Source organism: Cyanobium sp. LEGE 06113 (genome assembly GCF_015207615.1).
Genome location: NZ_JADEWM010000005.1, coordinates 63,982 through 90,180, shown reverse-complemented (window position 1 = coordinate 90,180; position 26,199 = coordinate 63,982). Strand labels below are relative to the sequence as shown.

Here is a 26,199-nt window from a genome sequence, read left to right as displayed (position 1 = left end):
GGTCAGCGACCCCCCACGGTGATCGAGTCGACCTTGATGTGGGGCTGGCCCACCGTGACGAAGATGCTGCCGCTCACCGAGCCGCAGAAGCCGGCGGCCAGGTCGAGGTCGTTGGCGCACATCGAGATGCGGGGCATCACCTCCTTGGCCTCGCCGATCAGGGTGGCTCCCTTGACCGGGCGGGTCAGGGCGCCGGCCTCAATCAGATAGCCCTCCTCCACCGCGAAGTTGAACTGGCCCGTGGGGCCGACGCTGCCGCCCCCCATCGACTTGCAGTAGAGGCCCCTGTCGACGGAACCGATCAGCTCCTCGGGGCTGTGGGGGCCCGGGGCGATGTAGGTGTTGCGCATGCGGCTGGCGGCCGCAAAGCTGTGGCTCTGGCGACGGCCGCTGCCGGTGCGCTGGTGGCCGGTGCGCATCTCGCCGGCCCGGTCGCTGATGAAGCGCTGCAGCACGCCGTTCTCGATCAGCACCGTGCGCTGGGCCTCCATGCCTTCGTCGTCGATGCAGAGCGAGCCGAAGGCGCCGTCGCTGAGGCCCTCATCGATGGCCGTCACGGCGCTGTGGGCGATGGGCTGGCCGATGCTCTCGGCGAAGGGGGTGGTGCCGCGCTCCACCTGGGTGGTTTCCAGCAGGTGGCCGCAGGCTCGTGGAAGATCACGCCGCCGAAGCGGTTGGCCAGCACGGCGGGCATCTGGCCCGCCTGCACATAGTCGGCGTAGAGCATGGTGGCGGCGCTGTTGCACACGTCCACGGCGCTGGCCTCGACGTCCCAGTGGCGCAGGTCGTCCGGCCGGCCTGAGGTGCCGTAGCGGCGGCCGAGGCCGGCGCGATGCTCGCCGTCGGCGGCGAGAACGTTCAGGCCCACGGACTGGTGCAGCCGGATGTCGCGGGCAAAGGTGCCGTCGCTGGCGGCCACGAGGATCTCCTGCCAGTCGCGGGCGTACTGGCTGCGGCGGGCCTGCAGGTGGCGTCCGTGCTGCTCAAGCCTGGCGGTGGCCTGCAGCAGTTTGTCGCTGCTCTCCTGCAGAACGGGGCAGCGCTGCAGCCAGTCGCGTTTGGTCTGGGCGAAATCTCTCAAGGCCGGCAGGCCGGCGAAGGCGCTCCGCAGGGCGCCGCTGTTCTGGGCAGGAGCTTCCAGGCCGAGCATGCCCAGTGCCTGCTCCAGGGCCTGCAGCAGCCCCCGCTCGGAGAGGTCGTTGGTGCTCACGAAGCCATCGCGCAGATCGCGGAACACCCTCAGGCCCGCCCCCATGCCGAAGGAGGGACTCACACTGGTGATCGTGTCCTGTTCGGCCAGCAGGCCCAGGTGGTCGGTGCGCTCCAGGAACACCTCCACCAGGTCCGCTCCGGCGGCCCGACCCGTGGCGAGCAGCAACTCCAGCCGTGCTTGCCAACTCTGGTCGAACAGCTCAAGGGTCGGCGCTGCGGCGGAGAGAACCACGGGAAACGTTCGGGTGAGCGTGGAACACGGTTGTAGCAAAAACCCCTGGGCCGCAGGGCCTGGACCAGGGGTGGGCCGTGCTCAGCGCACCGCAGGCTGGAAGGCTTCGCTGCGGATGGGTTTCATCAGGAACAGCTTGGCCATCTCGGCGCCGTTGGCGATCCAGTAGGGCAGCTTGCGCAGGGCCTTGAGGGGCGCCGGAGCAGTGCTCTGGTCGGCCTTGGTGAGGGCGGCGTTGTTGTCAACAAGACGCTCCAGCCGCACCCAGAAGCGGGGATTGCGCACGTCGAGCACCACCGGGAACACCCGGGCGGAGGTCTCGTTGGTCTTGTCGATCACGTACTTGTCGTAGGCGCGGGCATCGAGCCCCAGGGCTTCGTAGAACTCCTTGCGGGCCACATCGCGCACATACATGGTGGCGAACACCGCCAGCAGGAAGAAGCGGCACCAGAGCCTTGCCTGCAGACCACGCACGGTGTCAGGCTGGGCCTTCATCAGGGCATCAAAGAAATCGCCGTGGCGGTTTTCGTCCTGGCACCAGTTTTCGAAGAAGTTGAAGATCGGGAAGATCTTGCTTTCAGGGTTTTCCTGCAGGTGGCGGTAAATGGCGATGTAGCGCCAGTAGCCGATCTTCTCGCTGAGGTAGGTGGCATAGAAGATGAATTTCGGCTTGAAGAAGGTGTAGGCCTTGTTGGCCGTGAGGAAGCCGAGGTCGAGCTGGAGGCCGAAGTCGCTCATCGCCTTGTTGAGGAAGCCGGCATGGCGGGCTTCATCGCGGGCCATGTGGGCAAAGCACTCCGCCAGCAGGGGGTTCTTCTGCTTGATGCGGCGGCTCAGTTCCTTGTAGAGCAGAAAGCCGGAAAACTCCGAGGTGCAGCTCTGCTCCAGGAACTCCACGAACACCTTGCGGGTTTCGGGGTCGAGCTTGTCTGCCGCGCCATCGAACTCGGCATTGCGCACGAAGTGGTGCCGGTTGTAGTCCTTGCGGAACTCCTCGCAGATGGCCTCGAGTTCCACTTCGTTCGGCCGCAGATCCATGGCCGCCATGGCCTCGAAGTCTGTGGTGTAGAAGCGGGGCGTGAGGATCGTGTCCTTGGCCGGATCCTTGATGGCCGGGCCATCCGGGGTGCCGATGGCGGCTCCTGGCGTGGCGCTCGGGTCGGCTACGGCGGTGGGAGGCACCATTCGATGGGCTGCACAGGGCGTGGCGGCATCGTAGGCGGCCTCGGCAAGGGTGCGGCGGGGATGTAACGCCGATCGGTCAGGTCAGCCGGAAGGCTGAATCGACACCACCGGTCGGCTCGCTCAGTTGGGCCCGAGCCACTTCTGGCCGTTGAGGCGCGACACCACGCGCGACACCAGCAGGGGCAGGGTGACTTTCTTCTCGTCGATCAGAAACGACTCCACCTGGGAGGGTTCGGCGCCGGACTCGGCCACGATCACGGTCTTCGCCGCGGTAAGGCTCTCACTGGTGAAGCAGAGCCAGAAGCGGCGCTGGCCAGGAAGCGTGCCCACCACCATGGAGCAGTCCATGCCGACCACCGGCATCGGCCCCTGCTGGAAGGAGAGCTGGGGTGCCGGCCCCCCGTAGGCCTGGATCTCCTTCTCCAGGGCCGGGATCAAGAGGTTCGGCACGAACGAGCCGAAGGGCTGGTCTTCGGGAGCGGGGGGCTTGGCGGCTGCCTTGGGCTTTGCCGGGGCTGCTTCGGCAGCCGCAGCGCTGCTTGGCTTGGGGTTGCTGGCGTCACTCACCGACTCAGGCACCGACTCACGCCTCAACGAGGAATGGCCGAACTGTAGGGCGATTTCAGCGGCATCAAGGTGCTCAGGTCGCCTCGCTGATCACCACTCGTTCTGGAGCGGGCTGCCCCAGTCATCGCCTGACGCCGCAGCCGGCTGGCTGGCCCTGGGGGCCGCCTGCGCCGTGTGTTGCGCTGCTGCATGGGAGGCCGCGGTTTTGGCCCTGGCAGGGGCTGTGGCGGTGGCCCGGCGAATCACCCGGAAGGGCACGGCCACGGTGGGCACGGCCTCACCGGCCGCCCGGGTCGGCCCCGCCACTGGGGTGTCGAGAGGCGGCTGTGGGGCAGGAGCGGGGGTGTTCCAGGGCTCCGGCTGGCCGGCGTCATCCCCTGCGTCGGGCTCAGGCCAGGGGCGCCCGCGGCTGCCGTTCTCCCGTTCCAGAGGCTGCCGCACCTGTCGCTGCAGGGGTCGCTGCTGGCCGGCGGCCAGGGCCAGGCCGGTGCCGAGGGCACTGAGGCCGGCTCCGGCCGTGGCCGCCACCATGATCCATACCCCGATCGGCAGGGCCGGCGAGGTCCAGATCAGCAGGCGCAGCGCCACGGCGGGCCTGGGGTTGAAGGCGCCGATCAGCAGGGCTGCCAGCAACGGGGCGAGCAGGGGGAGCAGCAGCAGCTGGCGCAGCAGGGGGGTCAAGGTTCAGACCTGGGTGGGGATCCCTTCGGGCCGTGGCTCCAGCGGCCCCATCCCGCGGACCGGGCCCTGCCATCGCTGCAGGTCACCCAGGTCGTAGCCGAGCACGTCAAACACCCGGATCACCAGGAAATCCACCATGTCCTCAATCGTGCTGGGCTGCTGGTACCAGGCCGGCACGGGTGGGGCGATCCTGGCGCCCGCCTCAGCGAGGGCGGTGAGGTTGCGCAGATGCACCAGGTTCCAGGGGGTCTCCCGGGGACAGATCACCAGGGGCCGCCCCTCCTTGAGATGCACATCGGCCGCCCGCTCCACCAGATCGAGGGCCACTCCTGAGGCGATCCGACCCACCGTGCCCATGGAGGCCGGCAGGATCACCATGCCCTTGGTGCGGTAACTGCCGCTGGCGATGCCGGCGGCCTGGTCGTTCCAGCGGTGGCAGCGCAGGCTGCCGCTCCGGCAGCCGGTCTGTTGGCGCCAGAACTGCTCCTGAGCCTCCGGTTCGCTCGGCACCCGCAGGCCGAGCTCCGCCTGCCACACCCCGATGGCGCCGCGGCTGGTGACCATCTCGACCCGTTCACCGGCCTGGAGCAGCAGCTGCAGAGCCCGCTGGGCCAGGGGCTGGGCGGAGGCCCCGGAAACGGCCAGCACGACGGGATCCATCGGTTCAGGCCTCGCTCAGCACGGCGACCGGGGTGAAGGGGTCGATCTCAGGATCCCCGCTCTCGGTGTGAGGGATGGCTGCCTCGCCGGAATCGGCGCCCTCTGCCATGGGAACGGCGAGATCGATCTGATGGCGCAGGGCATCCACCTTCTGGATCTCCACCTCCACGGCGTCGCCGAGCATGTAGGTGCGGCGGTTCTTGCGCCCCACCAGCCGGTTCTGGCGGGAGCGGTACTCGTACCAGTCGTCCTTGAGCGAACTCACGTGCACCAACCCCTCCACCTGGGAGGGCGGCACTTCCACGAAGAAGCCATAGCTCTGCACGCCGCTGATCACCCCGGGCAGCACCTGGCCGACGAGGGGCTCGGCCTGGCGCGCCTGGGCCATGGCCAGCAGATCCGCCTCGAACTCCACCAGAAAACGGCGACGCCCGTTGAGCCGCTGCAGCAGGCCCTGGTCCCTGGTCTGCTGGAACGGAGCAAGGGCGCTGTTGGGCAGCAACGCCCAGTCGATCGTGCCGTGACAGGAATCGGCGGCCAGGTCTACGCCGATCTTGTGGCGCACGCTGGGACGGTCCTTGCCTTCGCTGAGGAGCAGGGTCAGCAGCTGCTGGTTCCAGATGTCGACGTAGTGGAGGGTGGGGCAGCACCAGGGGGCCAGGGCCGCCGGCCTGCCATCGCGTTCCTCCTCGGAGAGTCCGGCCACGGCATGGCGACCGGGCTGCTCCGAGAGGCTCACCGGTTTCAGCACGCCTCGAAGCTGCTGCTGCAGGGGACGGCAGCGGTCGGTGGCAGCAAAGGCGGCCGCAAGTTCGGCCCCACTGGCGTGGCCCTCCTCACCGAGTTCGAGGGGGATGTCCAGAGCCAGGGCTGCCCGGGCCACGTCGTTGAGATCGGCGGCCTCGGGAGGCGGGTTCAGGGCGTAGATGGCGGGGAGGTTCAAGGCGCTGAGGTGATCGCCAAGGGCCATCTCGGCCATCAGGAAGGCCTCCCGCAGGATCGCTGTGGGGTGATGGGCCGGCAGCTCCACGAACCAGCCCTGCCCGCCGCCTTCCGGTGACGGCACGGCCAGGTCGCCCAGGCTGTCGATCAGGGGCATGGACAGCTTGAGATCGATGGAGCCCTGGGCCAGACGCCGCTGGTGCAGCTGCGTGGTGAGCCCCACCAGAGCCTCCAGCTGGCCCAGCTGCTCCTTGATCGGCTTGAGGGCCGCCGGGGTGGTGCGGGCTTTGGGCTTGCGCTCCGCCAGGGCTTCCAGGGCCTCGGCTCCCACTGTGGCGACGGGCTTCACCAGGCTTCGGCAGAAGCGGTAGTGCTCCAGCACGCCTTCCGGGCTGAGCTCCAGGGCGACCGAGAGCGCCGCCTGGCTCTCGCCCGGCTTCCAGGCCGTGGCCTTGATCAGGCCGGGGCTGAGCAGGGGGAGCCACTGGCGCCCGGTGCAGAGGGCGTCGGCCTGCTCGCGCAGCCAGAGGTCGAGGCTGCCGTTGGCGCTGAGCCGCTCAGCCACGGCGGGGCTGTGGACCCACAGGGTCCAGCCCCCCTCCCGCTCCTCCAGGGCCAGAGCCGCCAGCTCGGGGGCGTTGCGTCCCTGCCAGCCACTGATCAGCAGGCAGGGCTGGCTGGTGAGATCGGCACGCTCCTTGGCGGCAAGACTTTTCAGCGCCGTACGGGGCGCCGTGGAGCGGGTGTTGAGCCGGTGCTTGGTGAGCAGCAGGTCGAGGTCGGCGGCCTCGCCGCCCCGGATCGGCAGGCGGCGGGCCACGTGGCCCTGGGGAGCGAACTGCGCCACGGGGTAGCGATCAATCGCCACCTCCACCACGGAATGCTGCTCGGGATCGAGATAGCTCGAATCGCCAGCCGGCAGGGTGACGGCGGTGAGCAGGCGGTCGTCGAGGGGCAGGGCCACCAGGCGTTCGTTCTGCTCCTCCACCTGGGCCAGCATCGAAGTGGTCTGGCGGGCCAGGATGCAGCGCACCCCCCCCTCCGGGGAGCGGCGCCTGCCGCCCTCGCGGGTCACCTGCACCAGCACCCGGTCGCCGTTCCAGGCGTGGTTGAGCTCGTGGTCACGGATGTAGATGTCCTCGCCGCCGTCCTCCCGCAGAGCAAAACAGAAGCCCTTGCTGGAACAGCGCAGCCGGGCCGGAATCAGCTCGGGGGTGTCGCAGCGCTGCAGCCCCTGCTCGGCCTGCTCCAGCAGTCCCAGTTTCACCAGGGCGTCCACGCCGATCAGCAGCATGGCTTTGTCGCGGGAGTTGCTCAGGCCGAGGGCCTTCTCCAATTTCGTGATCGGCAGCGGCTCTCCGGCGGGGAGCTGGTCGAGCAGGTCGGCGACCGAGAACTTCATCAATTCAGCAGCTGGGTGGCGGGATCCGCCGGGGGGCAGCCCAGGGGGCCGGCGGCGGCGTGGGGGAGGCGATGAACCGGGCTCGGAGCGATGCCCATGTCCACAGACGTCCGTTCAATCAGTGGCGACTCTAGGCAGCCGGGTGGGCAGGGGCAGGGCCCGTACGATCCGGCGCACTCCCGGCGCCCCTCAGGAGCTCGCGTCCTGATCGCTGGGCGGCCCCTGGGCATCAGGCGCCAAGGCTGGATCCGCGCCGCCCACGGAGATGGCCTGGGCGGGCTCCTCTTGGGCTGCCGCCATCAGCAGCAGCCGAACGCCCAGCACCAGAAAGCCCACTGAGGCGGCGAGCTGCAGGGTGTCGGTGGGAATCACGGCGGAGAGGGAGCCACCGGCCCCGGCACCCAGCAGGCTGGCCAGCACCAGGCGCTGGAGCTGCCGGCAAACACCGCCCCGGGCCGCGGCGAGGTGCCGCTGATCGTGACAATCGCGAGCTGGGTCTTGTCGCCGAGTTCGGCCAGAAACACCGTGACAAACGTGGAGGCCAGCAGGGCAAGATCCATCGGGCTTCAGGAGAGGGGGGGCAGGCTCGGAGCGGGGGCCACCAGGTGGAGCACCGCCTGCCGGCCCAGCCACAACCCCAGGGCCACCATCAGCCCGCCGGCCAGCCGTTCCAGTTGCTGGGCCGGCATCACCCGGGCCAGCCAGCGCCCCAGCAGCACCCCCACGAGGCTGGAGCAGATCAGGGCCAGTGAGGCCCCCAGAAACACCTGCAGCGGGCGGCCCGACTGGGCCGAGAGCAGCAGGGCGGCCAGCTGGGTCTTGTCGCCGAGTTCGGCCAGGAACACGGTGGTGAAGGTGGTGATGAACGCCACCCCCCAGCTGCTCCGTTCGGCCGCTGGGTGAGCGCTGCCCTGGCTGTCGCTGCTCATGGCCGCCGCCGGATCGTCCGCAGAAATCGACGCATCACCTTGTCACGGCCCCCGTATTCCGAGCGGATCTGTTCCAGGCAACAGGCGATGGCCATGGCACCAGGTTCGGCCTGGGCCGCGCCGTCAGCACCATCCATCAGGCCACCGAAGAGGGGCACCAGGGTGCTGACGTGGCAGAAATCAGGCCGCTCCTCGTAAATCCGGCAACGACGCCCGCCCGTGTCGTAGTGGATGCACCAGCCATCGGCTCCCACCATGGAGAGGTAGCGGGTCTGCTGGTCTGGGCTGAGGGCGGCGATGGCCTCGGGCCGCAGAGCGGGATCGAGGCGGCAACAGGCGCCGCAGCCCTGAATGCATTGCCAGTGCCGCTGCTGCCGTGATGCCATGGCTTCCCCGAACGGGCATCGCCAACGGATTGGCCCCGCTCGACCCTATCCAAAGCGCCGCCATGCCGCCGGCCCGGCCAGAGCAGGCCCTGTGACAACCAGTCACAGCCTGCGAGGCGCCCTGAGAGATCAAGGGAGAGGCGACTAGAATCGCGCTCATTCCCTATCCAGCGCCGGTTGCCATGGGCATCGACTTTCACCTGATTGCCAACTTCGGTGCCCTGGCTCTGATCACCCTGGCTGGCCCCGCCGTGATCTTCATCCTCTTCTACCGCCGCGGCGCCCTCTGAGCGTCCTTCTTGGCTTCGCCGTCCAGGTCGGCGAGGGCGTGATAGATGGGCCTTGACTCCAGCCTGCGTCCTGCATAAGCCCCCAGCACGGCGCTGAGCAGGATCCCGAACAGCAGCTGCTGGTCACCGGCCAGCCGCAGCGAAAACAGAACGGTCATCATCGGCAGCTGGGTCGCACCGGCCAGCCCCGCGGCCATGCCGAGGGCCACGCCCACCTGGGCGCTGGATCCCAACAGGGCCAGCACACCGCTGCCGAACACCGCCCCGATGGTCAGGGCTGGATCGATCAGGCCGCCAGGCACCCCGGCCCCCAGGGCCAGAAGCGGGGCCAGCAGCCGTGACGCCAGCACCAGCAGCCAGCCCATCTGGCCGAGGGGTGAGCCTGGAACAGGCAGCGGACCGCGCTCCACCAGCAGCTGGCCCATCAGGGCCTCCCCATCGCCGCCGCTCCAACCGCCGCTGCCCAGCGCCATCAGGGCCAGCCCGCCCCCGAGCGCCAGGCCCCAGCGCCAGGGCTGGCTGCGCACCCGCGGTTGCAGCCAGCCGCTGACGTTCAGCAGCAGGCGTGCAAACAGGCCGCCAAGCAGGCCGCCGCCCACCCCGATCGGCACGGCCAGAGCCAGCTGCTGCCACTCGGGCATGTTGACGTCCAGCAGCCCCAGGGGGAACAGCGGAATGCCGCTGAGGTTGCTGATCAGGGCGGCTGCCGAGCAGGTCACCAGCGCAGGCCACACCAGCGAACTGCTGTAGCGGCCAACGAGCTCCTCCATCACGAACAGGGTGCCCATCAACGGGCTGTTGAAGCCCCCGGCCAGGCCGGCTCCAGCCCCGATCGCCATCAGGTCGCGGGTCGGTACCCCCTTGAACAGGCGCGGAAAGCGCCGCTGCAGAAACTCGGCCACGGCGGCACCGAGGTGCACCACGGGGCCCTCGCGCCCGAGGGGCATCAGCGCCAGGCTGGCGGCTGTCCAGAGCCCGATGCGTGCCACGGTGGGGCTGGCTCCCAGCAGCTTCTCGGCCCGCTCGGGATGCTCCAGGCTGCGAAGCGTCTGGGGGATGCCCGAGCCTGCGCCATGGGCCAGGCGCCGGGCCTGCAGGGCCAGCAGCAGGGGCATCACCAGCACAGGCGCCGCCGCAATGGCGATCGTGAGGGGCGTCCAGCCAGCTCCGGTGAAGGCCGGCAGTTTCTGCTGCAGGAAGGCCTGGGCCATGTCCACCAGATTCAGGGGCAGACAGGTCAGCCCCACGGCCACCCCCACCAGGAGCAACCGGGCCAGGCTGCCCAGGTCGTGGCGGTGCAGGGGCAGGCGGGACATCAGGCGGCGAGACCGAGGGCCAGGGCCGCATCCTGAAGCAGGGCGCGGAGATAGGGGTGTTCAGGCGTGCTGCTGCTGAGCAGTTCCTCCCCGGCGGCGTTGCGCACCACGACGCCATTCCCCTGGCGCCGGCACCAGTAGGAGCGCCCGCAGCGCTGCAGGCGCACCTCCCCCTGCTCTCGGGGTCGCCGCAGCCCCTCAGGCCAACCAGTTCCAGTTGGAGCCGCTCCTGGCCCTGCCAGCGATCCAGCCGCAGCCGGTAGGCCACATCCACCCAGGCGGGCAGGTCGGCCGATCCCTGCCAGCGCCAGCCCATGGCGCGCAGGCTGCAGTCACCCTGACGCAGCTCCAGCTGCAGGTGGCCGCCCCGCAGCAGCTTCTGCTGGCTGACGCGGCAGGCCGAGCTCCAGTACACCGGCTGGGGATGGCCGATGCCGAAGGGCTCCAGCCGTTGCTGCTGGTGCAGGAAGTCGCGGTCGATCTGCTCCAGGCGGAGCAGCACCTCGGGTTCCACCGGGTGGCCGCCGCCCTGGATCTCCAGCCAGGCGCGGGCCAGGCCGTTGAGCCGCTCCTGCAGGGCCGCCACGTGCTCGGCGCGCACCGTGAAGCCCCCTGCTGCCGGGTGGCCGCCATGGCGCTCCAGCAGGTCGGCGCAATGGCTGAGGGCCTGGTCCACGGCAAAGCCCCGCGGGCCCGCACCGAGGCCCGCAGCCTGCCCCCCCCCTCGCCGGCCAGCAGGGCCGCCGGCAGGCCGAGGCGCTCCACCAGCCGGGCGGCCACGATGCCGATCACGCCGTGGTGCCAGTGGCCCTGGGCCAGCAGCACAAAGGGGCTGCGCTGGGGGCCGTCGGCCTCCAGCAGGGCCAGGGCTTCGGCTTCGATCGCCTCGCAGAGTTCACGCCTCTGGCGGTTGAGCGCCTCGCACTCTCGCGCCAGTTCCAGGGCCCGCTGCCCGTCCTCGGTGGTGAGCAGTTCCACCACCAGGGCGGGATCGCCCAGGCGGCCGACGGCATTGATGCGCGGGGCGATCTGGAAGCCCACGGCCTGGGCATCGAGGGGCGCCTCCTCCACCCCGGCCAGCCGCTGCAGGGCCTGCAGCCCCGCCAGGGGCGAGCGGCGCAGGTGCGGCAGGCCATCCAGCAGCCAGCGGCGGTTCACGCCGTTGAGGGGCGCCATGTCGGCGATGGTGCCGATGCAGAACAGGTCGCGGGCCATCTGCAGGGCATCGGGGCGCCGCAGCGCCTCACACAGGGCCGCCGCCAGGACGTAGGCCAGCCCCACCCCCGCCAGGCCCCGGAACGGGGAGTGCTCCGGGGTGCGCTGGGGGTGCAGCAGGGCCAGATAGGGCGGCACCACGGCCGGGATCGTGTGGTGATCGGTCACGATCACCTCCACCCCCAGCTCCCGGGCCCGCAGCAAGGCCGCCGCCGCCGCGATGCCGTTGTCCACGGTCACCAGCAGCGTCACGCCCTGGTCTGCCAGCCGCTCCACCATGGCGGGATTGAGGCCGTAGCCCTCCTCCAGGCGGCTGGGGATGGCGGCCAGCGGCTGGGCTCCAAGTCGCTTGAACACCCCCAGCAGCAGGGCGGTGCTGGTCATGCCGTCGGCGTCGTAGTCGCCACAGATCGCCACCGCCTCGCCCTGGCGGCAGGCCTGCTGCAACCGTTCCAAGGCCTTGGCCAGATCCGGAAAGTGCTCGAGTGCTGGTGGTGCGGCGGGAGGCTCCAGCAGGGCCGCGATGGCCGCGCTCGTTCGGTGGCTGCGGCGGGCCAGCAGCGCCAGCAGCGGCGCTGGCAGGGGCGCCATCCCTGGCGGATTGAGCTGGGCCAGGGTCTGGGGATCGGCCAGCTCCCCCAGGGGGGTGGGCAGGTGCCAGCGTTGCTCGTCGAGCGGGGGCAGCAACGGGGCCATCGGCGAGGGTGGGGGCCATTCTGGTGGGCACCCGACGCTTCCCCCTGGCTCGATGGCCCTGCGTGCCCTGCTCTGGGATGTGGACGGCACCCTGGCCGAAACCGAGCGCGACGGCCACCGCGTGGCCTTCAACCGGGCGTTTGCGGAGGCCGGGCTGCCGCTCCATTGGCAGGAGGGCGACTACGGCCGCTGGCTGGAGATCAGCGGTGGCCATGAGCGGCTGCGGGCCGCCCTCACGGAGCTGGAAGGCGAGCCCCCCGAGCCGGAGCAGGTTCGGGCACTGCAGGCCTGCAAGCAGCGCCACTACACCAGCCTCCTGGCCACGGGAGGCCTGGGCCTGCGCCCGGGGGTGGCGGAGCTGGTGGTGGAGGCCCGGGCCGCCGGCCTGGCGCAGGCCATCGTGACCACCAGCGGCCGCCAGGCCCTGCAGGGGCTGGAACAGCAGTTGCTCGGATCCCTGGGCCCGGCTTTCAGTCTGCGCCTCTGCGGTGAGGACGTGGCACGCAAGAAGCCCGATCCCGAGGCCTATCAGCGGGCCGTGACGGCCCTGGGCTGGCAGGCCGCCGACCTGCTGGCCATCGAGGATTCCCCCCAGGGCCTGGCGGCGGCCACGGCGGCCGGGCTGCCCTGCCTGCTCACTCTCAGCCACTACAGCCGCCCGCTGCCCCTGGAGCGCTTCGCCTCGGCCCGGGCGGTGGTGAGTGGCCTCGGCGCTGACGCCATGGTGCTTCGCGGCCCGCCTTGCCAGGCTGGGCGGATCACGCTCTCCTATCTGCAGAGCCTGCTCTGAGATCCCACCCCTTGCAGTCGACCCGTTTCAACCGGTTCAGTGTGGGCCTGGCCCAGGGACTGCTGGCCAGCCTGCGCGGCAACTGGCGTCACCGCAGCGTGGTGCTGCTGGCCCTCTTGCTGGGCTTCTATGCCGGCGGCAACCTCACCAGCTATCTGCTGCTCTTCTTCCCCGGCGGGCGGCCGATGGCGGTGCTGGCGCTGGTGCTGCTTCTGGAGCTGGTGGTGCGCTTGCGGGGCCGGCTGGTGCAGGAAAGGCCCGGGCTGGGCTGGGTGGTGCTGGACAACCTGCGCATCGGCCTGGTGTATGCCGTGGTGCTGGAGGCCTTCAAGCTGGGCACCTGATGGAGCCCTGGCTGCAACGGCACTGCGGCATCGCCGATCTCGAGGCGTGGCGCCGGCTCTGGACCGCCGAGCACCTGGCGGAGCTGCCGATCCAGGTCAGCCTGGCCGAGGCCTTTGCCCTGCCGCTGCTGGCGCGGCTGCAGCGACGGGTCGGCCAGGGGGCGCGGCCGATCCTGGCCCTCAACGGCCCGGTGGGGGCCGGCAAGACCAGCCTGGGGCGCGCCCTGCTGCAGCTGGCTCCCCGCTTCGGGCTGCGGCTGGGGGTGGCCTCGATCGACGATTACTACCTGCCCTGGCCGCAGCGCCAGCGGGCCATGGCCGGCAACCCCTTCGGCGTCAGCCGCGTGCCGCCCGGCAGTCACGACCTGCCCCTGCTGGCCGAGAGCCTGGAGGGTTGGGCGGCGGGGGAGCCCTGGCGGCTGCCGCGTTTCGACAAGCGCCTGCGCGGCGGTGAGGGCGACCGTGCCGGCATGGACAGGGTGACCTGCGAGGCCGTGGTGCTGGAGGGCTGGCTGCTGGGCTGCAAGCCGCTGGGCCCTGCTGGCCTCGAGCGAGCCCAGCTCTTTGCTGGAGCCCCGGGTGCGCCGGAGCTCACGGCCCGGGAAAGGCTTTGGTTGCCCCACTGGGACGAGGCGCTGGAGGCCTATCAGCCCCTGTGGCGGCGCTTCGAGGAGCTCTGGCTGCTGCGGCCGCTCCACTGGAGCCTGCCCAGACGTTGGCGCTTCCAGGCCGAAGCCCGCCAACGGAGGAGACGTGGCGACAGCCTTGGCGAGGGATGGCTGAGCGGCGCCGCCCTGGATCGGCTGGTGCGCGCCAGCCTGTGCAGCCTGCCGCCGGGCCCTTATCAGGATCCCCTCGCCTCGCAGCCCGGCAGGGTGGTGGCGCTACTTGATGGTCGGCGCCGCTGTGTTCGATGCACGTCCGGCGGAGAAGCCGGCGGGGATCAGTCTTCGGACTCTTCTTCGCTGTCCATGGGATAGACGAAGCCCTGGGCGCGGCCGCTCAGCACGGCCTTGCCGATCGACAGAGCCTTGCCGGCGGCGGTGGCCGCCTTGGCTTTCCAGTGGGCGTGGCGCTGGTTGCGCTTGCCCTTCGATGTTTTCTTCTTGGGGACAGCCATCCCAGATCTCTCACAACCAAACAAGGATCCTCCGCTGCCGTCTGGCCTTTCGTCAAATCGCTAAAGTCGCCTGAAAGCCGGACCCCTGTGAGCAAGAGCCCGTCTCCGGCTGCTGCAAGCGTTCCTGATTCCGAAAGCGCCCCCGTGCCAGGGCCAGGCTCCTCCCCTGCAGCGGCCCCAGCTCCAGACGCTGACCCTGTGCCGGCCGGGACAGAAGCGCCCTCCTACAGCGGCCTGCTGGCCGATCTGCGCGAGGGCAGGGTGCAGGAGCTGGTGCTCTCACCCCGCCGCCGCGATGTGGCGGTGACGTTCAAGGACGGCAGGGAGGCCCGCGTGCCTGTGTTCAGCAACGACCAGTTGCTGCTGAACACCGCGGCGGCCGCCAATGTGCCGCTCACCGTGCGCGATGACCGCGCTGAGCTGGCCACGGCCTCCTTCCTCTCCAACGGCCTGCTGGTGCTGCTGCTGGTGGGGGCCCTGGTGCTGATGCTGCGCCGCAGCACCAAGGTGGCCAACCGGGCCATGGGCTTTGGAGCCAGCAAGCCCAGGGTCCAGCCTGAGAACACCGTGCAGGTGCGCTTTGAGGACGTGGCCGGAATCGCCGAGGCCAAGGAGGAGCTGCAGGAGGTGGTGACCTTCCTCAAGGCGCCGGAGAGTTACACCGCCATCGGCGCGCGCATCCCCAAGGGGGTGCTGCTGATCGGGCCGCCGGGCACGGGTAAGACCCTGCTGGCCCGCGCATCGCCGGCGAGGCGGGGGTGCCCTTCTTCTCGATGGCGGCCTCGGAGTTCGTGGAGATGTTCGTGGGGGTGGGGGCCAGCCGGGTGCGGGACCTGTTCCGCAAGGCCAAGGCCAAGGCCCCTTGCATCATCTTCATTGACGAGATCGATGCGGTGGGCCGGCAGCGGGGCGCCGGCATCGGCGGCGGCAACGACGAACGCGAGCAGACCCTCAACCAGCTGCTCACCGAAATGGACGGTTTCGAGGAGAACTCCGGCGTGATTCTGGTGGCCGCCACCAACCGGGCCGATGTGCTCGATCGGGCCTTGATGCGCCCCGGCCGCTTCGATCGCCGCGTCACCGTGGATCTGCCCGACCGCCGAGGGCGGGAGGAGATTCTCGCCGTGCATGCCCGCACCCGCCCCCTGGCGGAGGAGGTGTCCCTGGCCAGCTGGGCCAGCCGCACGCCGGGCTTCTCCGGCGCCGATCTCTCCAACCTGCTCAACGAGGCGGCGATCCTCACGGCCCGGCGCCGGCTGAATGCCATCGACAACCAGGCCCTCAGTGATGCCCTGGAGCGCATCACCATGGGCCTGGCGGTGGCCCCGCTGCAGGATTCCGCCAAGAAGCGCCTGATCGCTTACCACGAAGTGGGCCATGCCCTGCTCACCAGCGTGGTGCCCCATGCCGACAGGCTGGACAAGGTGACGCTGTTGCCCCGGGCCGGCGGCGTCGGCGGTTTCGCCCGCACGATGCCGGATGAAGAGGTGCTCGATTCCGGGCTGATCAGCAAGGCCTACCTCCAGGCCCGCATGGTGGTGGCCATGGGCGGCCGGGCGGCCGAGCTTGTCGTGTTCGGACCGAGCGAGGTGACCCAGGGCGCGGTCGGCGACCTGGAACTGGTGGCCCGCATCGGCCGCGAGATGGTGACCCTCTACGGCTTCTCGAGCCTGGGACCCCAGGCCCTCGAGGGCAGTGGTGCCGAGGTGTTCCTCGGGCGTGACTGGCTGCGCTCGGAGCCGCCCTACTCCCAGGACACCAGCACCCGCATCGATGCACAGGTGCGCGACCTGGCCCGCCGGGCCCTGGCGCAGGCCGTGGCGGAGCTGCGGCCCCGCCGGGCCCTGATGGACACCCTGGTGAACAGGCTGATCGCTGAGGAGACCATCGACGGCGACAGCTTCCGCAGCCTGCTGGAGGCCGATGCCCAGGCCTCAGCCGGCCAGGCCACCGCTGAAGCGGATGTCGAGGCTGCGCAGGTAGGTGTGTAGGCCGGCGTCCTGGATCGGCAGCAGCCGCGCCATGCGCCCGCTCTCGTTGGTGTGGGCGTGCCAGTGGCCCGGCGGCGTCACGAAGGCGGCGCCGGGCTCCCAGATCGAGCGGCTGGGGTTGCGGATGGTGCCGTCCTCGTTGAGCTCGGTGCCCACCAGGGTGTAGCAGCCCGGATCGCAGTCGATCACCAGATCCAGGGCCACCGACTGGTGCCGGTGGGGCCGCTGGGCCGTGGCTGCCGGCACCAAACCCAGCATGGCCCAGAGGGTGTGGGTGGCGGTGCGGCTGGTGGGGCAGTCGGCGTTGGCCAGCAGCAGGCTGAGGCGGTTGCTGCGGGCCGAGCTGGGATCGGCGAGCAGGGCCTGCAGATCCCGCTCCAGCATCGCGGCCGGGAAGTGGGTGGCCTCAAAGCGCGGCGTGGTGGGCTCAGCGCCGAGGAAGCGCAGCAGGGGAGCGTCGTGCACCCAGTAGAGAACGCTGTCGCAGCTGGCCTGCAGCAGGGGGGCATCGCCGCTGGGCAGGGTGATCACATCCCCCTGCTGCCAGGCCAGGCTGCGGCCGCCCCAGTGCAGCTCACCCTCGCCGTGCAGCACGTAGAAGAGGGCGCTGGTGGCAGCGGCGGCGGCCTTGAGGCCCTCGCCGGCCAGGATGCGCAGGAAGTTGGCCGAGAGGGCGGGGCTGGTGGCAGGGCCGCTGCAGCCCAGGGTGGCGCTGATGTCGAGGGGGATCACGCCAGTGGGGCCGGAGCGGTGCACTTCGGGGCCCCAGTGGTGATCGGGGATGGGCTCGGTGAGGCCGCGGCGGATCGGATTGGCGGCCTGGCGGTAGTCGAAGGTCTGGGCTTTCTCCTGCCAGCGGCAGGCGTCTGGATTGCTGGCCGCCGGGGCCGTGGAAGAGCTCAGGGGCTGCAGGGGAACCTGGGTCATGGGATGGGCCGGGTAGGCGCTCCGCCGGCTTCGCGGGGAAGGGCGGAAACGTTGCGTTGAGTGACGTTATTCAGCAGCAACCCCGACTGCCTGACTGCCGCCATGGCTACGGCCCGGGCGCTTCGGCTCAGCCGCCGGCCACGGCCGGCACGATCGACACCTCGTCGCCGTCCTTGAGGGCGGTGGTCTGGTTCTCGAGGAAGCGGATGTCCTCGCTGTTCACGTAGATGTTGAGGAAGCGGCGCAGCTTGCCGTTTTCATCGCAGAGACGGGCCTTGAGGCCTGGGAAGCGGCCCTCGAGGGCCTCGATCAGGCCGTCGATGCTGGAGGCCTCCAGCTCCACGCTGGCCTCCTCGCTGGTGAATTTCTGCAGGGGAGTGGGGATCAGAACCTGGATGCCCATGGGGGGAAGCGGGGGGACGGGAGGAGGTAAATGACCTGGCTGGAGCACAGCGAGGCGTGGGGCCGGAACCTTAAGGTTGTCCTGCTCGGGGCGGGAACCTTCAAGCTGCGTGGCTGGCCTGGGCCTGCTGCCAGGCCGCCTTGAAGCTGTCGAGCTGGGCTTCGATGGTGTAGGGCTCGCCGATCACGTCGGCCACGGCCTCGGTGGTCTTGAGGCCGTTGCCGGTGATGTAGGCCACGGTGGTTTCATCGGGATTGATCTTGCCCTGTTCCGCCAGCTTCTTCAGCACGGCAATGGTGGTGCCGCCTGCGGTTTCGGTGAACACGCCCTCGGTTTCGGCCAGCAGCTTGATGCCCTCGATGATCTCGGCGTCGCTCACGGCGGCGATGCTGCCCTGGGTGCGGTTGGCGATGTCGATGGCGTAGGGGCCATCGGCCGGATTGCCGATGGCGATCGACTTGGCGATGGTGTTCGGCTTCACCGGGGTGATGAAGTCACGTCCGGCGGCGAAGGCCTGGGCGATGGGGCTGCAGCCCTCGGCCTGGGCGCCGCTGAAGCGCACCGCTTTTTCGTCCACCAGGCCCACCTTGATGAACTCATCAAAGCCCTTGCGGATCTTGGTGAACAGGGAGCCCGAGGCCAGGGGCGCCACGATGTGATCGGGGAGCTGCCAGCCGAGCTGCTCGATCACCTCGTAGCCGAGGGTCTTGGAGCCCTCCGAGTAGTAGGGACGGAGGTTGATGTTCACGAAGCCCCAGCCGAAGGTGTTGGCCACCTCGGAGCAGAGGCGGTTCACCTGGTCGTAGTTGCCGTGCACCGCCATCAGGGTGGGGTTGTAGATCAGGGTGCCGAGCACCTTGCCCAGCTCCAGATCGCTGGGGATGAACACACAGCACTCGAGGCCGGCGTGGGCGGCGATGGCGGCGGTGGAGTTGGCCAGGTTGCCGGTGGAGGCGCAGCTCACCGTCTTGAAGCCGAGTTCCTTGGCGCGGGTGAGGGCCACGGACACCACCCGATCCTTGAAGGAGAGCGTCGGCATGTTGACGCCGTCGTTCTTGATGTAGAGGCTCTTGAGACCGAGCCGCCGGGCCAGGTTGTTGGCCTTGAGCAGCGGCGTGAAGCCCGTGCCCACGTCGATCGGGTCGCCCTCGATCGGCAGGAAGTCGCGGTAGCGCCAGATCGAGGCGGGGCCGGCTTCGATCGTGGCCCGGCTCACCTTGTTGCGGATCGCCTCGTAGTCGTACACCACCTCGAGGGGCCCGAAGCAGACGTCTTCACAGACGTGGCGGGCGGCGGCTTCATAGGCGTGGCCGCATTCCTTGCAGCGCAGACCGGTGAAGGTGGAGCGGGAGAGGGTGGCCGTCACAGCGATCGCCCGTTGTTGATGCCGAACCCTAACAGCGCCTTCCAGGGACTCGTTTTAATGCCGAGTTCTGGGATCGGAATTAATTCCAGGGTCTGAGCCGGTGAGCTCTGCCGCTGGGGCTTGTCGCTTTGAGCAGGCTGCCTAGCCTCAGCCCGTGACCCGTTCCGACCGCCCAGCACCCCGCGGCCGCCTCCCGTGGCGGCTCGGCCTGCCGTTGCTGCTGCTGGCTGCCTGCCTCGCCGCGGTGCTGGCCTCCCGGCTCTGGGTGGAGTGGAGCTGGTTCTCCCAGTTTTCGCTCGACTCCGTGCTGCTGCGCCGCTGGGGCCTGCAGCTGCTCGGCCTGGGCCTGGGCCTGGGCCTCACGGCCCTGCTGCAGGCCTGGCTGCTCTGGTTCTGGCGTTTGCCCGGCGCCGCCAGGGGGCGTCTGCCCCTGCCGACGCTTCCCTACGGCCTGCTGCTGCTTGTGCTGCTGGCGGGCACTCTGGTTCCCCTGGCCCTGGTCTGGGGCCTGACGGCCCGGCTGGCCTTTCAGCCCTTCGACCCGCAGCGCCTGCACGGCCTGATCGGCCTGGCGGGGCTCAGTCCCGGTCCGCTGCTGCTGGCCGCGGTGGTGGCCGCCGTGCTGCTGGGGTTTCGCCCCGAAGCCGGGGCGCGACTGCTGCACGCCGTCCTGGGGCTCGGCCTGGCCCTGGTGCTGGGGCGGGGCTGGGGTCTCTGGAGTCTGGCGGTGGTGGCCGAGCCCAGCGGCATCCGTGAGCCGCTGCTGGGCGCCGACGTGAGCTTTGTGCTGCTGCGCTTCCCCGCCCTGGCCCTGGCGCTCACCCTGGCCCTGGCTCTGGTGCTGGGCAGCCTCTGCCTGGCGCTCTGGGGCCTGCTGGCACGGGGCTCCCAGCTCAGCGACGGCCGCTTTGAGGGCTTCAGCCCGCCCCAGCTGCTGGCCCTGCGGGCGCCCCTGGCCCTGCTGGCGCTGCTGCTCGCCCTGGCCTTCTGGCTGGGCCGCCACCAGCTGCTGCTCAGCACCACCGGCAGCGTGCCGGGGGCTGGCTGGCTGGATGTGCATCTGGCCCTGCCCCTGCGCACTGCAGCCGCCGCCGTGGCCCTGCTGCTGGCGGTGGTGCTGTTGGTGCCGCTGGCCCGGGAAGGGCGGCGGGCCCCGCTGGCCCTGGGCCTGGCGCTGCTGCTGCCCCTGCTGCCCCTGGCCGAGGGGCTGCTCGGCCCCCTGCTCCAGAACCTGCTGGTGAACCCCCAGGAGCTGGAGCGGGAGCTGCCTTACCTGGCCCGCTCGATCGGGGCCACCCGCCGGGCCTTCCAGCTCGACGGCATGACGATCGTGGATCGGGTGCCCAGCGCCCGCCTCACGCGCCAGGACCTCACCGCCGGCGAGGCCACCCTCAGCAACGTGCGCCTCTGGGACAGCGAACCGCTGCTGGCCACCAACCGCCAGCTCCAGCAGCTGCGGGTGTACTACCGCTTCTCAGAGCCGGTGGTGGATCGCTACCGGCTGCGCTCCGAGGAGGGCCTGGGGCGCCAGCAGGTGTTCATGGCGGCCCGGGAACTCGACCAGGGAGCCCTGCCCAGCACTGCCCGCACCTGGCTGAACCGCCACCTGGTGTTCACCCACGGCAACGGCTTCACCCTGTCGCCGGTGAACACCAGCGGCCCCGAGGGCCTGCCCGACTTCTTCATCTCCGATCTGGGCCCCTCCACCCGGGTGGAGGGCAACAGCCAGCTGGGCATCACCAAGGCCGAGGTGCAGCAGGTGGTGCCCACTCAGGACCCCTTCCTCTACTTCGGCGCTCTGCCCTCCCCCTACGCGCTGGCGCCGACGGCGGTGCAGGAGTTCAACTATCCCCAGGGCGACGAGAACTTCTACATCCACTACAGCGGCGGTGCCGGGGTGCCCCTGGCCCAGGGCTGGCAGCGCCTGGCCGCAGCGATCTACCTGGGGGAGCCCAAGCTGCTGGTGGGTGGTGAACTCACCGGCGACACCCGCCTGCTGCTGCACCGGGAAGTGCGCGACCGGCTGCGCACGGCGGCTCCCTTCGTGCGCTTTGAGGCCGATCCCTACCTGGTGTCGGTGCAGCTGGATGGCTCAGCACCGTTCAGCGCCGACCAGCACCAGTACTGGATCGTGGATGGCTTCACCACCAGTGCCTTCTACCCCTACAGCGCCGCGGTGCCGGACCGGCCTGAACTGCGCTACGCCCGCAATGCGGTGAAGGCGGTGGTGGATGCCTTCACCGGCCAGATGGTGCTGTACGTGGCGGAGCCCGCCGATCCGCTGATTCGCAGCTGGCAGAAGCTGTTTCCAGAGCTGTTCCAGCCGATCACGGCGATGCCCGCGGCGATCCGGGAGCACATCATGTATCCCCGCTGGCAGTTCGAGGTGCAGACCACCCAGCTGCTCCGCTACCACGTGACCGATCCGCGCATCTTCTACAGCGGCGACGACGTGTGGCAGGTGCCCAAGGAGCTCTACGGCGAGGAGCAGGTGCGGGTGGAGCCCTTCCATGCCAGTGCCCAGCTGCCGGGGGAGAAGGAGCCGGAGTTTCTGCTGCTGCAGCCCCTCACCCCGCTGGCCCGCCCCAACCTGGTGGGCTGGCTGGCCGCCCGGAGTGATGCCCCCCACTACGGCGAACTCACCCTGCTGCGCTTCCCCAGCCAGCTGCCCATCTACGGGCCTGAGCAGGTGCAGGCCCTGATCAACCAGAACCCGCGGATCAGCCAGCAGTTCGGCCTCTGGGACCGGGCCGGTTCCAAGGTGATCCAGGGCAATCTGCTGGTGGTGCCGATCGGCGAGGGTCTGCTCTATGTGGAGCCGGTGTACCTGCAGGCCCGGGCCGGCGGCCTGCCCACCCTGACGCGGGTGGTGGTGAGCGACAGCTCTCGGATTGCGATGGAGGCCAGCCTCAGCGAAGCCCTCGAGGCCCTGCTCGACCCCGGCCGCTCCACAGCGGCCACGGCGGTGGAGCCGCTGAACGGATCCGACGGAACGTGAGGTTGATGCGTTCCTGGCGCAGTCGCAGGCGCCGGGGCACCTGGTGCAGCCAATGCTCCTGGGTGGGGGGATCCATCACCAGCAGATCCCCATGGCCCAGCTCGTAGACCAGCGGCTTGCCTTGATTGCGGCCAGGGGCCCTGGGCTTGAGCCGGAAGCTGCGGGGAGCCCCGAAGCTCAGGGACGCGATCGGCGCCCGGGGATCGAGCTCCGGCTCGTTATCGGCATGCCAGCCCATCGCGTCGCGACCATCGCGGTAGCGGTTCAGCAGCAGGGAGTTGAAGCGGCAGCCCGCCGCGGTCTGCACCCGCTCTCGAAGCTGCTGGAGCAGGGGCGACCAGGGCTCGATCGGGTCGGCAACGCCGCTGTAGGTGTAGGAGCAACCTGGATCTCCCACCCAGCAGGTGAGGCGTGGCACGGGGTGGGTGCAGCCAAACAGGGTGATGGAGTCATGCTTCCAGGGCACCTCACGCCTGAGTTGTTCCATCCACCTGTCGGCCCCGGGGCCGGCCCAGCTGGGCCAGAAGCGCAGGGCAAGGCCAGGTAACTCCTGGGTATGTGGAGCAGCGCTGAGGGAGGGGTCAAAGATGCCCAGCTGGCCGCTCATCGAGGCTCGCTCCAAGGCGGGATCATCGGCGACGAAGCAAACAAAAAAGGGGGCCTAGGCCCCCTGCATGGTTTGGGCCCGCCTTGGCGGGCCGTGGGAGTAGAAGCGATCAGGCGGGCACGGCCACCTTGGGCTCCAGTTCGCCCTTGGCGTAGAGGGCGGCGTAGTAGTTGATGTCGCGCTGCTTGATCTTGCTGGCGTTGCCGGCGCACCAGAACTGCTGGTAGCGGTCGAGGCAGACCTGCTTCATGTAGGCCCGGGCAGGCTTGTTGAAGTGGCGGGGATCGAAGTTGGCGGGATCCTTGGCGGCTGCTTCCCGCACCGCAGCGGTGAAGGCCAGGCGGTTGTCGGTGTCGATGTTCACCTTGCGCACGCCATTGCGGATGCCTTCCTGGATCTCTTCCACGGGCACGCCGTAGGTCTCGGGGATGGCGCCGCCGTACTTGTTGATCATGTCGAGCCACTCCTGGGGAACCGAGGAGGAGCCATGCATCACCAGGTGGGTGTTGGGCAGAGCCTTGTGGATCTCAGCGATGCGGCTGATCGCCAGCACCTCGCCCGTGGGCTTGCGGGTGAACTTGTAGGCGCCGTGGCTGGTGCCGATGGCGATCGCCAGGGCGTCCACCTTGGTCTTGGCCACGAAGTCGGCGGCTTCGGCGGGATCGGTGAGCAGTTGCTCCTTGGAGAGAGCACCCTCGAAGCCGTGGCCGTCCTCGGCCTCACCCTTGCCGGTTTCAAGGGAGCCGAGGCAGCCCAGCTCGCCCTCCACGCTCACGCCGATGGCGTGGGCCACGTCCACCACCTCTTTGGTGACGCGCACGTTGTACTCATAGGAGGCGGGTGTCTTGGCATCGGCCTCCAGGGAGCCGTCCATCATCACCGAGGTGAAGCCGTTGGCCGCGGCGCCGAAGCAGGTGGCGGGGCTGTTGCCGTGGTCCTGGTGCATCACCACCGGGATGTCCGGATAGGTTTCGGTGGCGGCCAGGATCAGGTGGCGCAGAAAGGCCTCACCGGCATAGGCGCGGGCACCGCGGGACGCCTGCAGGATCACGGGGCTGTCGGTTTCATACGCCGCCTCCATGATCGATTGCACCTGCTCCAGGTTGTTCACGTTGAACGCGGGAATGCCGTAACCGTTCTCGGCAGCGTGATCAAGCAGCAGCCGAAGCGGAACCAACGCCATGGGAAACCTCGCAGAAAGGAGACGGAACTGGAGGCGAGTCTAGGTGATGCCCCCCGCGGCTTTGGCTCGTGGCGTGGTAAGCGAGGCGACTCAGTCGATCAGGTGCTGACGGCGCAGGGCCTGCAGGCTGAACGCGTCCTGCTTGGCGGCGCGGCGGGCGGCCTCGGCCTGGCGGGCCAGCTGACGGGCGGTGGTGATGGACATGGACGTGGCTCCGAAAGGGCGCACCCGGTGAAGCCCGGGCTCAACGCCCCTGAATCGTAGCGGTTGTTACCGAATGCCGGTGTTTCGTCAGGTGCTCTGGCGGGCCTCATCGCAGCAGCGCTGGCTGCTCGCGGCCTCGGCCAGCCCCGGCACCATCGGCCGCCCCTGCCGCACCGCCTGGCTCCACCAGCCGTGCAGGCGGGCCACCGGCGCGATGCGGCCGTCCTCCCAGCTGCGCGGAAAGGCCAGGGCCGGATCGGGCTCAAGCCGGCGCAGCGGCTCCCCGGCCTGGGAGCACCAGAGCTGGAAGCCGTGCACGTAGTCGGCCTGGTTGTCGGAGCCCAGCACGGCCGTGCCCTGGCGGCCGTAGAGCTCCAGCCAGCAGCCGCGGCCGCGGCGGGCCACCGAAGAGAGGGCCACCTGGGCGGGCACGATGCGGCCATCGGCCGCCTCCAGCTCCAGCTGCACCAGGGCAACGTCTTCGGCGTCCACGGCGGCCAGCCGGCCGCTGCCATCCGGCAGGGGACGTTCGCCGATGGCGGTGCTGAGCTGGCCATGCACCCGCCGGCCCGGACCCACGAACCACCGCAGCATGTCGAAGGCATGGGTGCCGAGGGCCCCCAGCACTCCGCCGCCGGCCTCGGCCTGGGAATACCAGCTCCAGGGCCGGGAGGCATCGGCCCGGCTGCCCATCAGCCAGTCGAGCTTCACCAGCACCAGATCGCCCAGCTCACCGCTGCGCAGCAGGGCGTCCAGCTGCTGGAACTGGGGCACCGCCCGGTATTCAAAGTCCACCGCCACCGTGAGCCCCCGGGCCAGGGCCAGCCGCTGCAGCTCCTCCACTTGGCCGGCGTTGAGGGCCACGGGCTTTTCAAGCATCAGGTGCTTTCCCGCCTCCAGCGCCTGCCGGGCCAGGGCAAAGCGTGGTCCTGGCGGCGTGGCGATCACCACCGCCTCCACCCTGGGATCCGCCAGCAGGGCGGCGAAGTCGCTGTGGCCGGGCAGCTCCTGCTCGCCGCAGACGCGGTCCAGCCGCACCTGGCGGGGGTGCCAGAGGGCCACCGGTTCAGTGCCGGCACAGGCCCGCAGGGCCGGCAGGTGTACGGCCGCCCCGAAGCCGAGGCCGGCCACGGCCACGCCCAGGGGGCGCTGGGAGAGGGTGGCGGGGCTCACGGCCATCGGAGCAGGGAGAAGGGATTCAGGCAGCCTGCAGCAGCGCCGCACCGGCCAGGCAGCTCTCGGCGATCACCGAGCTGATCAGGTCGTCGCCGGCGGCGGGCTGCCACTCGGAGCCGAACTGGGGTAGGCCATTGATTGAAGTGTCCCGGTAGAGCTTCTGGCCGCAGTCCACCTCCATCACATAGAGATCTCCCATGCGGGGCTGGTCAGAGTCGCTGGCGGGCTGAAAACGGCTCAGCACCGAGAGGTTGCCGTCACGGCTGCGGCGCAGGCTGCCGGCATCCCACCACTGGCGCCCCTCGTCCGTTGCTGGCACCTCGTGCCAGTCCACCGAGCCGGCAGCGGCCGGTGCCACGTCCAGCCACCGTCCCAGCTCCAGGCCCGGCAACGGTGCCAGCAGCAGCAGGCCCAGCACCAGGCCAGCGAACAGCGACCACAACGACTGTCGCGGGCTCATGGGGTGGCTCCTGTCGCCACCTGTTCGCGGCAGCCGTGCAGGCGCAGCAGCTCCGCCAGGGTGGCCCGGAAGTCGGGACGCGCGACGATCGCATCCACGAAGCCATGGTCCTGGAGGTATTCGGCGGTCTGGAAGTCGTCGGGCAGCTTTTCGCGCAGGGTCTGCTCGATCACACGCCGGCCGGCAAAGCCGATCAGGGCCTTGGGCTCCGCCAGGATCAGATCTCCCAGCATGGCGAAGCTGGCCGTCACCCCACCGGTGGTGGGGTGGGTGAGCAGGGGGATGTAGAGCAGTTCAGCGGCGCGGTGGCGTTGCAGAGCGCCGGACACCTTGGCCATCTGCATCAGGCTGAGCATGCCCTCCTGCATGCGCGCCCCGCCGGAGGAGCACACGATCAGCAGCGGGTAGCGCCGGGCTGTGGCCGTTTCGATCAGACGGGTGAGTTTTTCGCCCACCACCGAGCCCATCGAGCCGCCCATGAAGCGGAAGTCCATCACGCCGAGGGCGAGCGGCAGGTCGCTGCTGCGGCATAGACCGGTGACCACGGCATCGCGCAGGCCGGTGTTCTGCTGGCAGTCGCGCAGCCGGTCGGTGTAGCTGCGCCGGTCCTTGAAGGCGAGGGGGTCGGTGGGGGCCACGTCGGCATCGAGCTGCTCGAAGCTGCCCGGATCGGCAATCAGGCGGATGCGCTCCTCGCTGTGGATGCGGTGGTGGTGGCCGCAGCCCTTGCAGACACTGGCATTGGCGATCAGGTCCTTGCGGTACACCACCAGGCCGCAGTCCGGGCACTTGCTCCAGAGGCCATCCCCCTCTTCCGGCTCCTGGGTGACGCGCACCACCGGCGGCGGCTTGCGGCGATCGGCGAACCAGTCGAACAGGGACATCGGCGCAGGGCGAGACGCATCGGGCTGGAGGAA

General features: G+C 69.8%; 22 protein-coding genes and 4 pseudogenes. 6 read left to right on the top strand and 20 right to left on the bottom strand.

Features of this window, described 5'->3' with window-relative positions; translation table 11 throughout:
• Positions 1-2: 2 nt before the first annotated feature.
• From IQ220_RS09880 to IQ220_RS09840, 9 genes and pseudogenes are all read right to left on the bottom strand, one after another.
• Positions 3-1,444, bottom strand: a pseudogene (locus IQ220_RS09880) (TldD/PmbA family protein).
• 81 nt (positions 1,445-1,525) lie between these two features.
• Complete coding sequence (gene acsF / locus IQ220_RS09875) at positions 1,526-2,629, bottom strand: magnesium-protoporphyrin IX monomethyl ester (oxidative) cyclase (protein WP_186699337.1); 1,104 nt, start codon at positions 2,627-2,629, stop codon at positions 1,526-1,528.
• A gap of 120 nt (positions 2,630-2,749) precedes the next feature.
• Positions 2,750-3,208: a DUF2996 domain-containing protein gene (locus IQ220_RS09870; RefSeq protein WP_370566416.1), complete on the bottom strand. Its 459-nt coding sequence runs from the start codon at positions 3,206-3,208 to the stop codon at positions 2,750-2,752.
• A gap of 78 nt (positions 3,209-3,286) precedes the next feature.
• Positions 3,287-3,877 carry a LapA family protein gene (locus IQ220_RS09865; protein ID WP_193914697.1) on the bottom strand — a complete coding sequence of 197 codons (591 nt, stop codon included), beginning with the start codon at positions 3,875-3,877 and terminating at the stop codon, positions 3,287-3,289.
• Between the two features lie 3 nt (positions 3,878-3,880).
• The gene (locus tag IQ220_RS09860) at positions 3,881-4,537 is read right to left on the bottom strand and encodes a flavin prenyltransferase UbiX (protein ID WP_193815011.1); all 657 of its coding nucleotides are present in this window, start codon (positions 4,535-4,537) and stop codon (positions 3,881-3,883) included.
• 4 nt (positions 4,538-4,541) lie between these two features.
• Positions 4,542-6,881 (bottom strand): RNB domain-containing ribonuclease, encoded by a 2,340-nt coding sequence (locus IQ220_RS09855; RefSeq protein WP_193914695.1) that lies wholly within the window; start codon positions 6,879-6,881, stop codon positions 4,542-4,544.
• 189 nt (positions 6,882-7,070) lie between these two features.
• Positions 7,071-7,441 (bottom strand): annotated as a pseudogene (locus tag IQ220_RS09850) (TMEM165/GDT1 family protein).
• A 6-nt stretch (positions 7,442-7,447) separates the two neighbouring features.
• Positions 7,448-7,810 (bottom strand): TMEM165/GDT1 family protein, encoded by a 363-nt coding sequence (locus IQ220_RS09845; protein ID WP_228009097.1) that lies wholly within the window; start codon positions 7,808-7,810, stop codon positions 7,448-7,450.
• Positions 7,807-8,196, bottom strand: a complete 390-nt coding sequence (locus IQ220_RS09840; RefSeq protein ID WP_186699349.1) for a YkgJ family cysteine cluster protein — start codon at positions 8,194-8,196, stop codon at positions 7,807-7,809. The genes IQ220_RS09845 and IQ220_RS09840 overlap by 4 nt, the downstream gene beginning before the upstream one ends.
• A gap of 182 nt (positions 8,197-8,378) precedes the next feature.
• Here IQ220_RS09840 and psb30 point away from each other — a divergent pair, with 182 nt between their 5' ends.
• Entirely contained in the window at positions 8,379-8,486 is a 108-nt protein-coding gene (gene psb30, locus IQ220_RS09835) for a photosystem II reaction center protein Ycf12/Psb30 (RefSeq protein ID WP_006041509.1), read from the top strand.
• Here the strand turns inward: psb30 and IQ220_RS09830 are convergent.
• Positions 8,465-9,802, bottom strand: a complete 1,338-nt coding sequence (locus IQ220_RS09830) for a chloride channel protein (RefSeq protein WP_186699351.1) — start codon at positions 9,800-9,802, stop codon at positions 8,465-8,467. The two genes, psb30 and IQ220_RS09830, sit on opposite strands and share 22 nt — an antisense overlap.
• Positions 9,802-11,713, bottom strand: a pseudogene (gene recJ / locus IQ220_RS09825) (single-stranded-DNA-specific exonuclease RecJ). The gene IQ220_RS09830 and the pseudogene recJ overlap by 1 nt, the downstream one beginning before the upstream one ends.
• Before the next feature lie 52 nt (positions 11,714-11,765).
• On the opposite strand from recJ, the gene IQ220_RS09820 reads away from it, so the two are divergent.
• From IQ220_RS09820 to IQ220_RS09810, 3 genes are read left to right on the top strand one after another with little or no spacing between them, the layout of a single operon-like run.
• Complete coding sequence (locus tag IQ220_RS09820) at positions 11,766-12,503, top strand: HAD-IA family hydrolase (protein WP_193914693.1); 738 nt, start codon at positions 11,766-11,768, stop codon at positions 12,501-12,503.
• 11 nt (positions 12,504-12,514) lie between these two features.
• Positions 12,515-12,847, top strand: a complete 333-nt coding sequence (locus tag IQ220_RS09815; protein WP_193815567.1) for a DUF565 domain-containing protein — start codon at positions 12,515-12,517, stop codon at positions 12,845-12,847.
• Positions 12,847-13,827, top strand: coding sequence for a hypothetical protein (locus IQ220_RS09810; RefSeq protein WP_193914691.1), 981 nt, complete (start codon positions 12,847-12,849; stop codon positions 13,825-13,827). The genes IQ220_RS09815 and IQ220_RS09810 overlap by 1 nt, the downstream gene beginning before the upstream one ends.
• Here the strand turns inward: IQ220_RS09810 and rpmF are convergent.
• Positions 13,791-13,967 carry a 50S ribosomal protein L32 gene (gene rpmF, locus IQ220_RS09805; protein WP_186699359.1) on the bottom strand — a complete coding sequence of 59 codons (177 nt, stop codon included), beginning with the start codon at positions 13,965-13,967 and terminating at the stop codon, positions 13,791-13,793. The genes IQ220_RS09810 and rpmF overlap by 37 nt on opposite strands.
• A 198-nt stretch (positions 13,968-14,165) precedes the next feature.
• Between rpmF and ftsH the strand changes: the two are divergent.
• Positions 14,166-15,958, top strand: a pseudogene (ftsH, locus tag IQ220_RS09800) (ATP-dependent zinc metalloprotease FtsH).
• Here ftsH and IQ220_RS09795 read toward each other — a convergent pair.
• The 3 genes from IQ220_RS09795 to thrC form a co-directional block, all read right to left on the bottom strand.
• A complete protein-coding gene (locus IQ220_RS09795; RefSeq protein WP_228009096.1) occupies positions 15,902-16,885 on the bottom strand; it encodes a cupin in 984 nt (327 codons plus the stop codon). The pseudogene ftsH and the gene IQ220_RS09795 sit on opposite strands and share 57 nt — an antisense overlap.
• Positions 16,886-17,012: 127 nt before the next feature.
• Positions 17,013-17,288: a MoaD/ThiS family protein gene (locus tag IQ220_RS09790; protein ID WP_186699361.1), complete on the bottom strand. Its 276-nt coding sequence runs from the start codon at positions 17,286-17,288 to the stop codon at positions 17,013-17,015.
• A gap of 100 nt (positions 17,289-17,388) precedes the next feature.
• Positions 17,389-18,654, bottom strand: a complete 1,266-nt coding sequence (gene thrC, locus IQ220_RS09785; protein WP_186699363.1) for a threonine synthase — start codon at positions 18,652-18,654, stop codon at positions 17,389-17,391.
• A gap of 154 nt (positions 18,655-18,808) precedes the next feature.
• On the opposite strand from thrC, the gene IQ220_RS09780 reads away from it, so the two are divergent.
• Positions 18,809-21,652 (top strand): UPF0182 family protein, encoded by a 2,844-nt coding sequence (locus tag IQ220_RS09780; RefSeq protein WP_225875818.1) that lies wholly within the window; start codon positions 18,809-18,811, stop codon positions 21,650-21,652.
• On the opposite strand, the gene IQ220_RS09775 is transcribed toward IQ220_RS09780, so the two are convergent.
• From IQ220_RS09775 to accD, 5 genes are all read right to left on the bottom strand, one after another.
• The gene (locus IQ220_RS09775) at positions 21,564-22,259 is read right to left on the bottom strand and encodes an alpha-ketoglutarate-dependent dioxygenase AlkB (protein ID WP_186699365.1); all 696 of its coding nucleotides are present in this window, start codon (positions 22,257-22,259) and stop codon (positions 21,564-21,566) included. The two genes, IQ220_RS09780 and IQ220_RS09775, sit on opposite strands and share 89 nt — an antisense overlap.
• A gap of 109 nt (positions 22,260-22,368) precedes the next feature.
• Complete coding sequence (gene fba, locus IQ220_RS09770) at positions 22,369-23,442, bottom strand: class II fructose-bisphosphate aldolase (RefSeq protein WP_186699367.1); 1,074 nt, start codon at positions 23,440-23,442, stop codon at positions 22,369-22,371.
• A gap of 291 nt (positions 23,443-23,733) precedes the next feature.
• Positions 23,734-24,825: a Gfo/Idh/MocA family protein gene (locus IQ220_RS09765; protein ID WP_193914690.1), complete on the bottom strand. Its 1,092-nt coding sequence runs from the start codon at positions 24,823-24,825 to the stop codon at positions 23,734-23,736.
• 19 nt (positions 24,826-24,844) lie between these two features.
• Entirely contained in the window at positions 24,845-25,282 is a 438-nt protein-coding gene (locus IQ220_RS09760) for a hypothetical protein (protein ID WP_228009095.1), read from the bottom strand.
• Positions 25,279-26,166: an acetyl-CoA carboxylase, carboxyltransferase subunit beta gene (gene accD, locus IQ220_RS09755; protein WP_193914688.1), complete on the bottom strand. Its 888-nt coding sequence runs from the start codon at positions 26,164-26,166 to the stop codon at positions 25,279-25,281. Before accD ends, IQ220_RS09760 begins: the two co-directional genes overlap by 4 nt.
• Between the last annotated feature and the right edge of the window lie 33 nt (positions 26,167-26,199).

Bases quoted from the DNA above. Each gene is read 5' to 3' on its own strand.
- IQ220_RS09795 (WP_228009096.1), bottom strand. From the start codon at position 16,885: ATGACCCAGGTTCCCCTGCAGCCCCTGAGCTCTTCCACGGCCCCGGCG.
- IQ220_RS09775 (WP_186699365.1), bottom strand. From the start codon at position 22,259: ATGAGCGGCCAGCTGGGCATCTTTGACCCCTCCCTCAGCGCTGCTCCA.
- IQ220_RS09765 (WP_193914690.1), bottom strand. From the start codon at position 24,825: ATGGCCGTGAGCCCCGCCACCCTCTCCCAGCGCCCCCTGGGCGTGGCC.
- IQ220_RS09830 (WP_186699351.1), bottom strand. From the start codon at position 9,802: ATGTCCCGCCTGCCCCTGCACCGCCACGACCTGGGCAGCCTGGCCCGG.
- IQ220_RS09855 (WP_193914695.1), bottom strand. From the start codon at position 6,881: ATGAAGTTCTCGGTCGCCGACCTGCTCGACCAGCTCCCCGCCGGAGAG.
- accD (WP_193914688.1), bottom strand. From the start codon at position 26,166: ATGTCCCTGTTCGACTGGTTCGCCGATCGCCGCAAGCCGCCGCCGGTG.
- IQ220_RS09820 (WP_193914693.1), top strand. From the start codon at position 11,766: ATGGCCCTGCGTGCCCTGCTCTGGGATGTGGACGGCACCCTGGCCGAA.
- IQ220_RS09860 (WP_193815011.1), bottom strand. From the start codon at position 4,537: ATGGATCCCGTCGTGCTGGCCGTTTCCGGGGCCTCCGCCCAGCCCCTG.
- IQ220_RS09840 (WP_186699349.1), bottom strand. From the start codon at position 8,196: ATGGCATCACGGCAGCAGCGGCACTGGCAATGCATTCAGGGCTGCGGC.
- IQ220_RS09845 (WP_228009097.1), bottom strand. From the start codon at position 7,810: ATGAGCAGCGACAGCCAGGGCAGCGCTCACCCAGCGGCCGAACGGAGC.
- fba (WP_186699367.1), bottom strand. From the start codon at position 23,442: ATGGCGTTGGTTCCGCTTCGGCTGCTGCTTGATCACGCTGCCGAGAAC.
- rpmF (WP_186699359.1), bottom strand. From the start codon at position 13,967: ATGGCTGTCCCCAAGAAGAAAACATCGAAGGGCAAGCGCAACCAGCGC.
- IQ220_RS09760 (WP_228009095.1), bottom strand. From the start codon at position 25,282: ATGAGCCCGCGACAGTCGTTGTGGTCGCTGTTCGCTGGCCTGGTGCTG.
- acsF (WP_186699337.1), bottom strand. From the start codon at position 2,629: ATGGTGCCTCCCACCGCCGTAGCCGACCCGAGCGCCACGCCAGGAGCC.
- psb30 (WP_006041509.1), top strand. From the start codon at position 8,379: ATGGGCATCGACTTTCACCTGATTGCCAACTTCGGTGCCCTGGCTCTG.
- IQ220_RS09810 (WP_193914691.1), top strand. From the start codon at position 12,847: ATGGAGCCCTGGCTGCAACGGCACTGCGGCATCGCCGATCTCGAGGCG.
- IQ220_RS09790 (WP_186699361.1), bottom strand. From the start codon at position 17,288: ATGGGCATCCAGGTTCTGATCCCCACTCCCCTGCAGAAATTCACCAGC.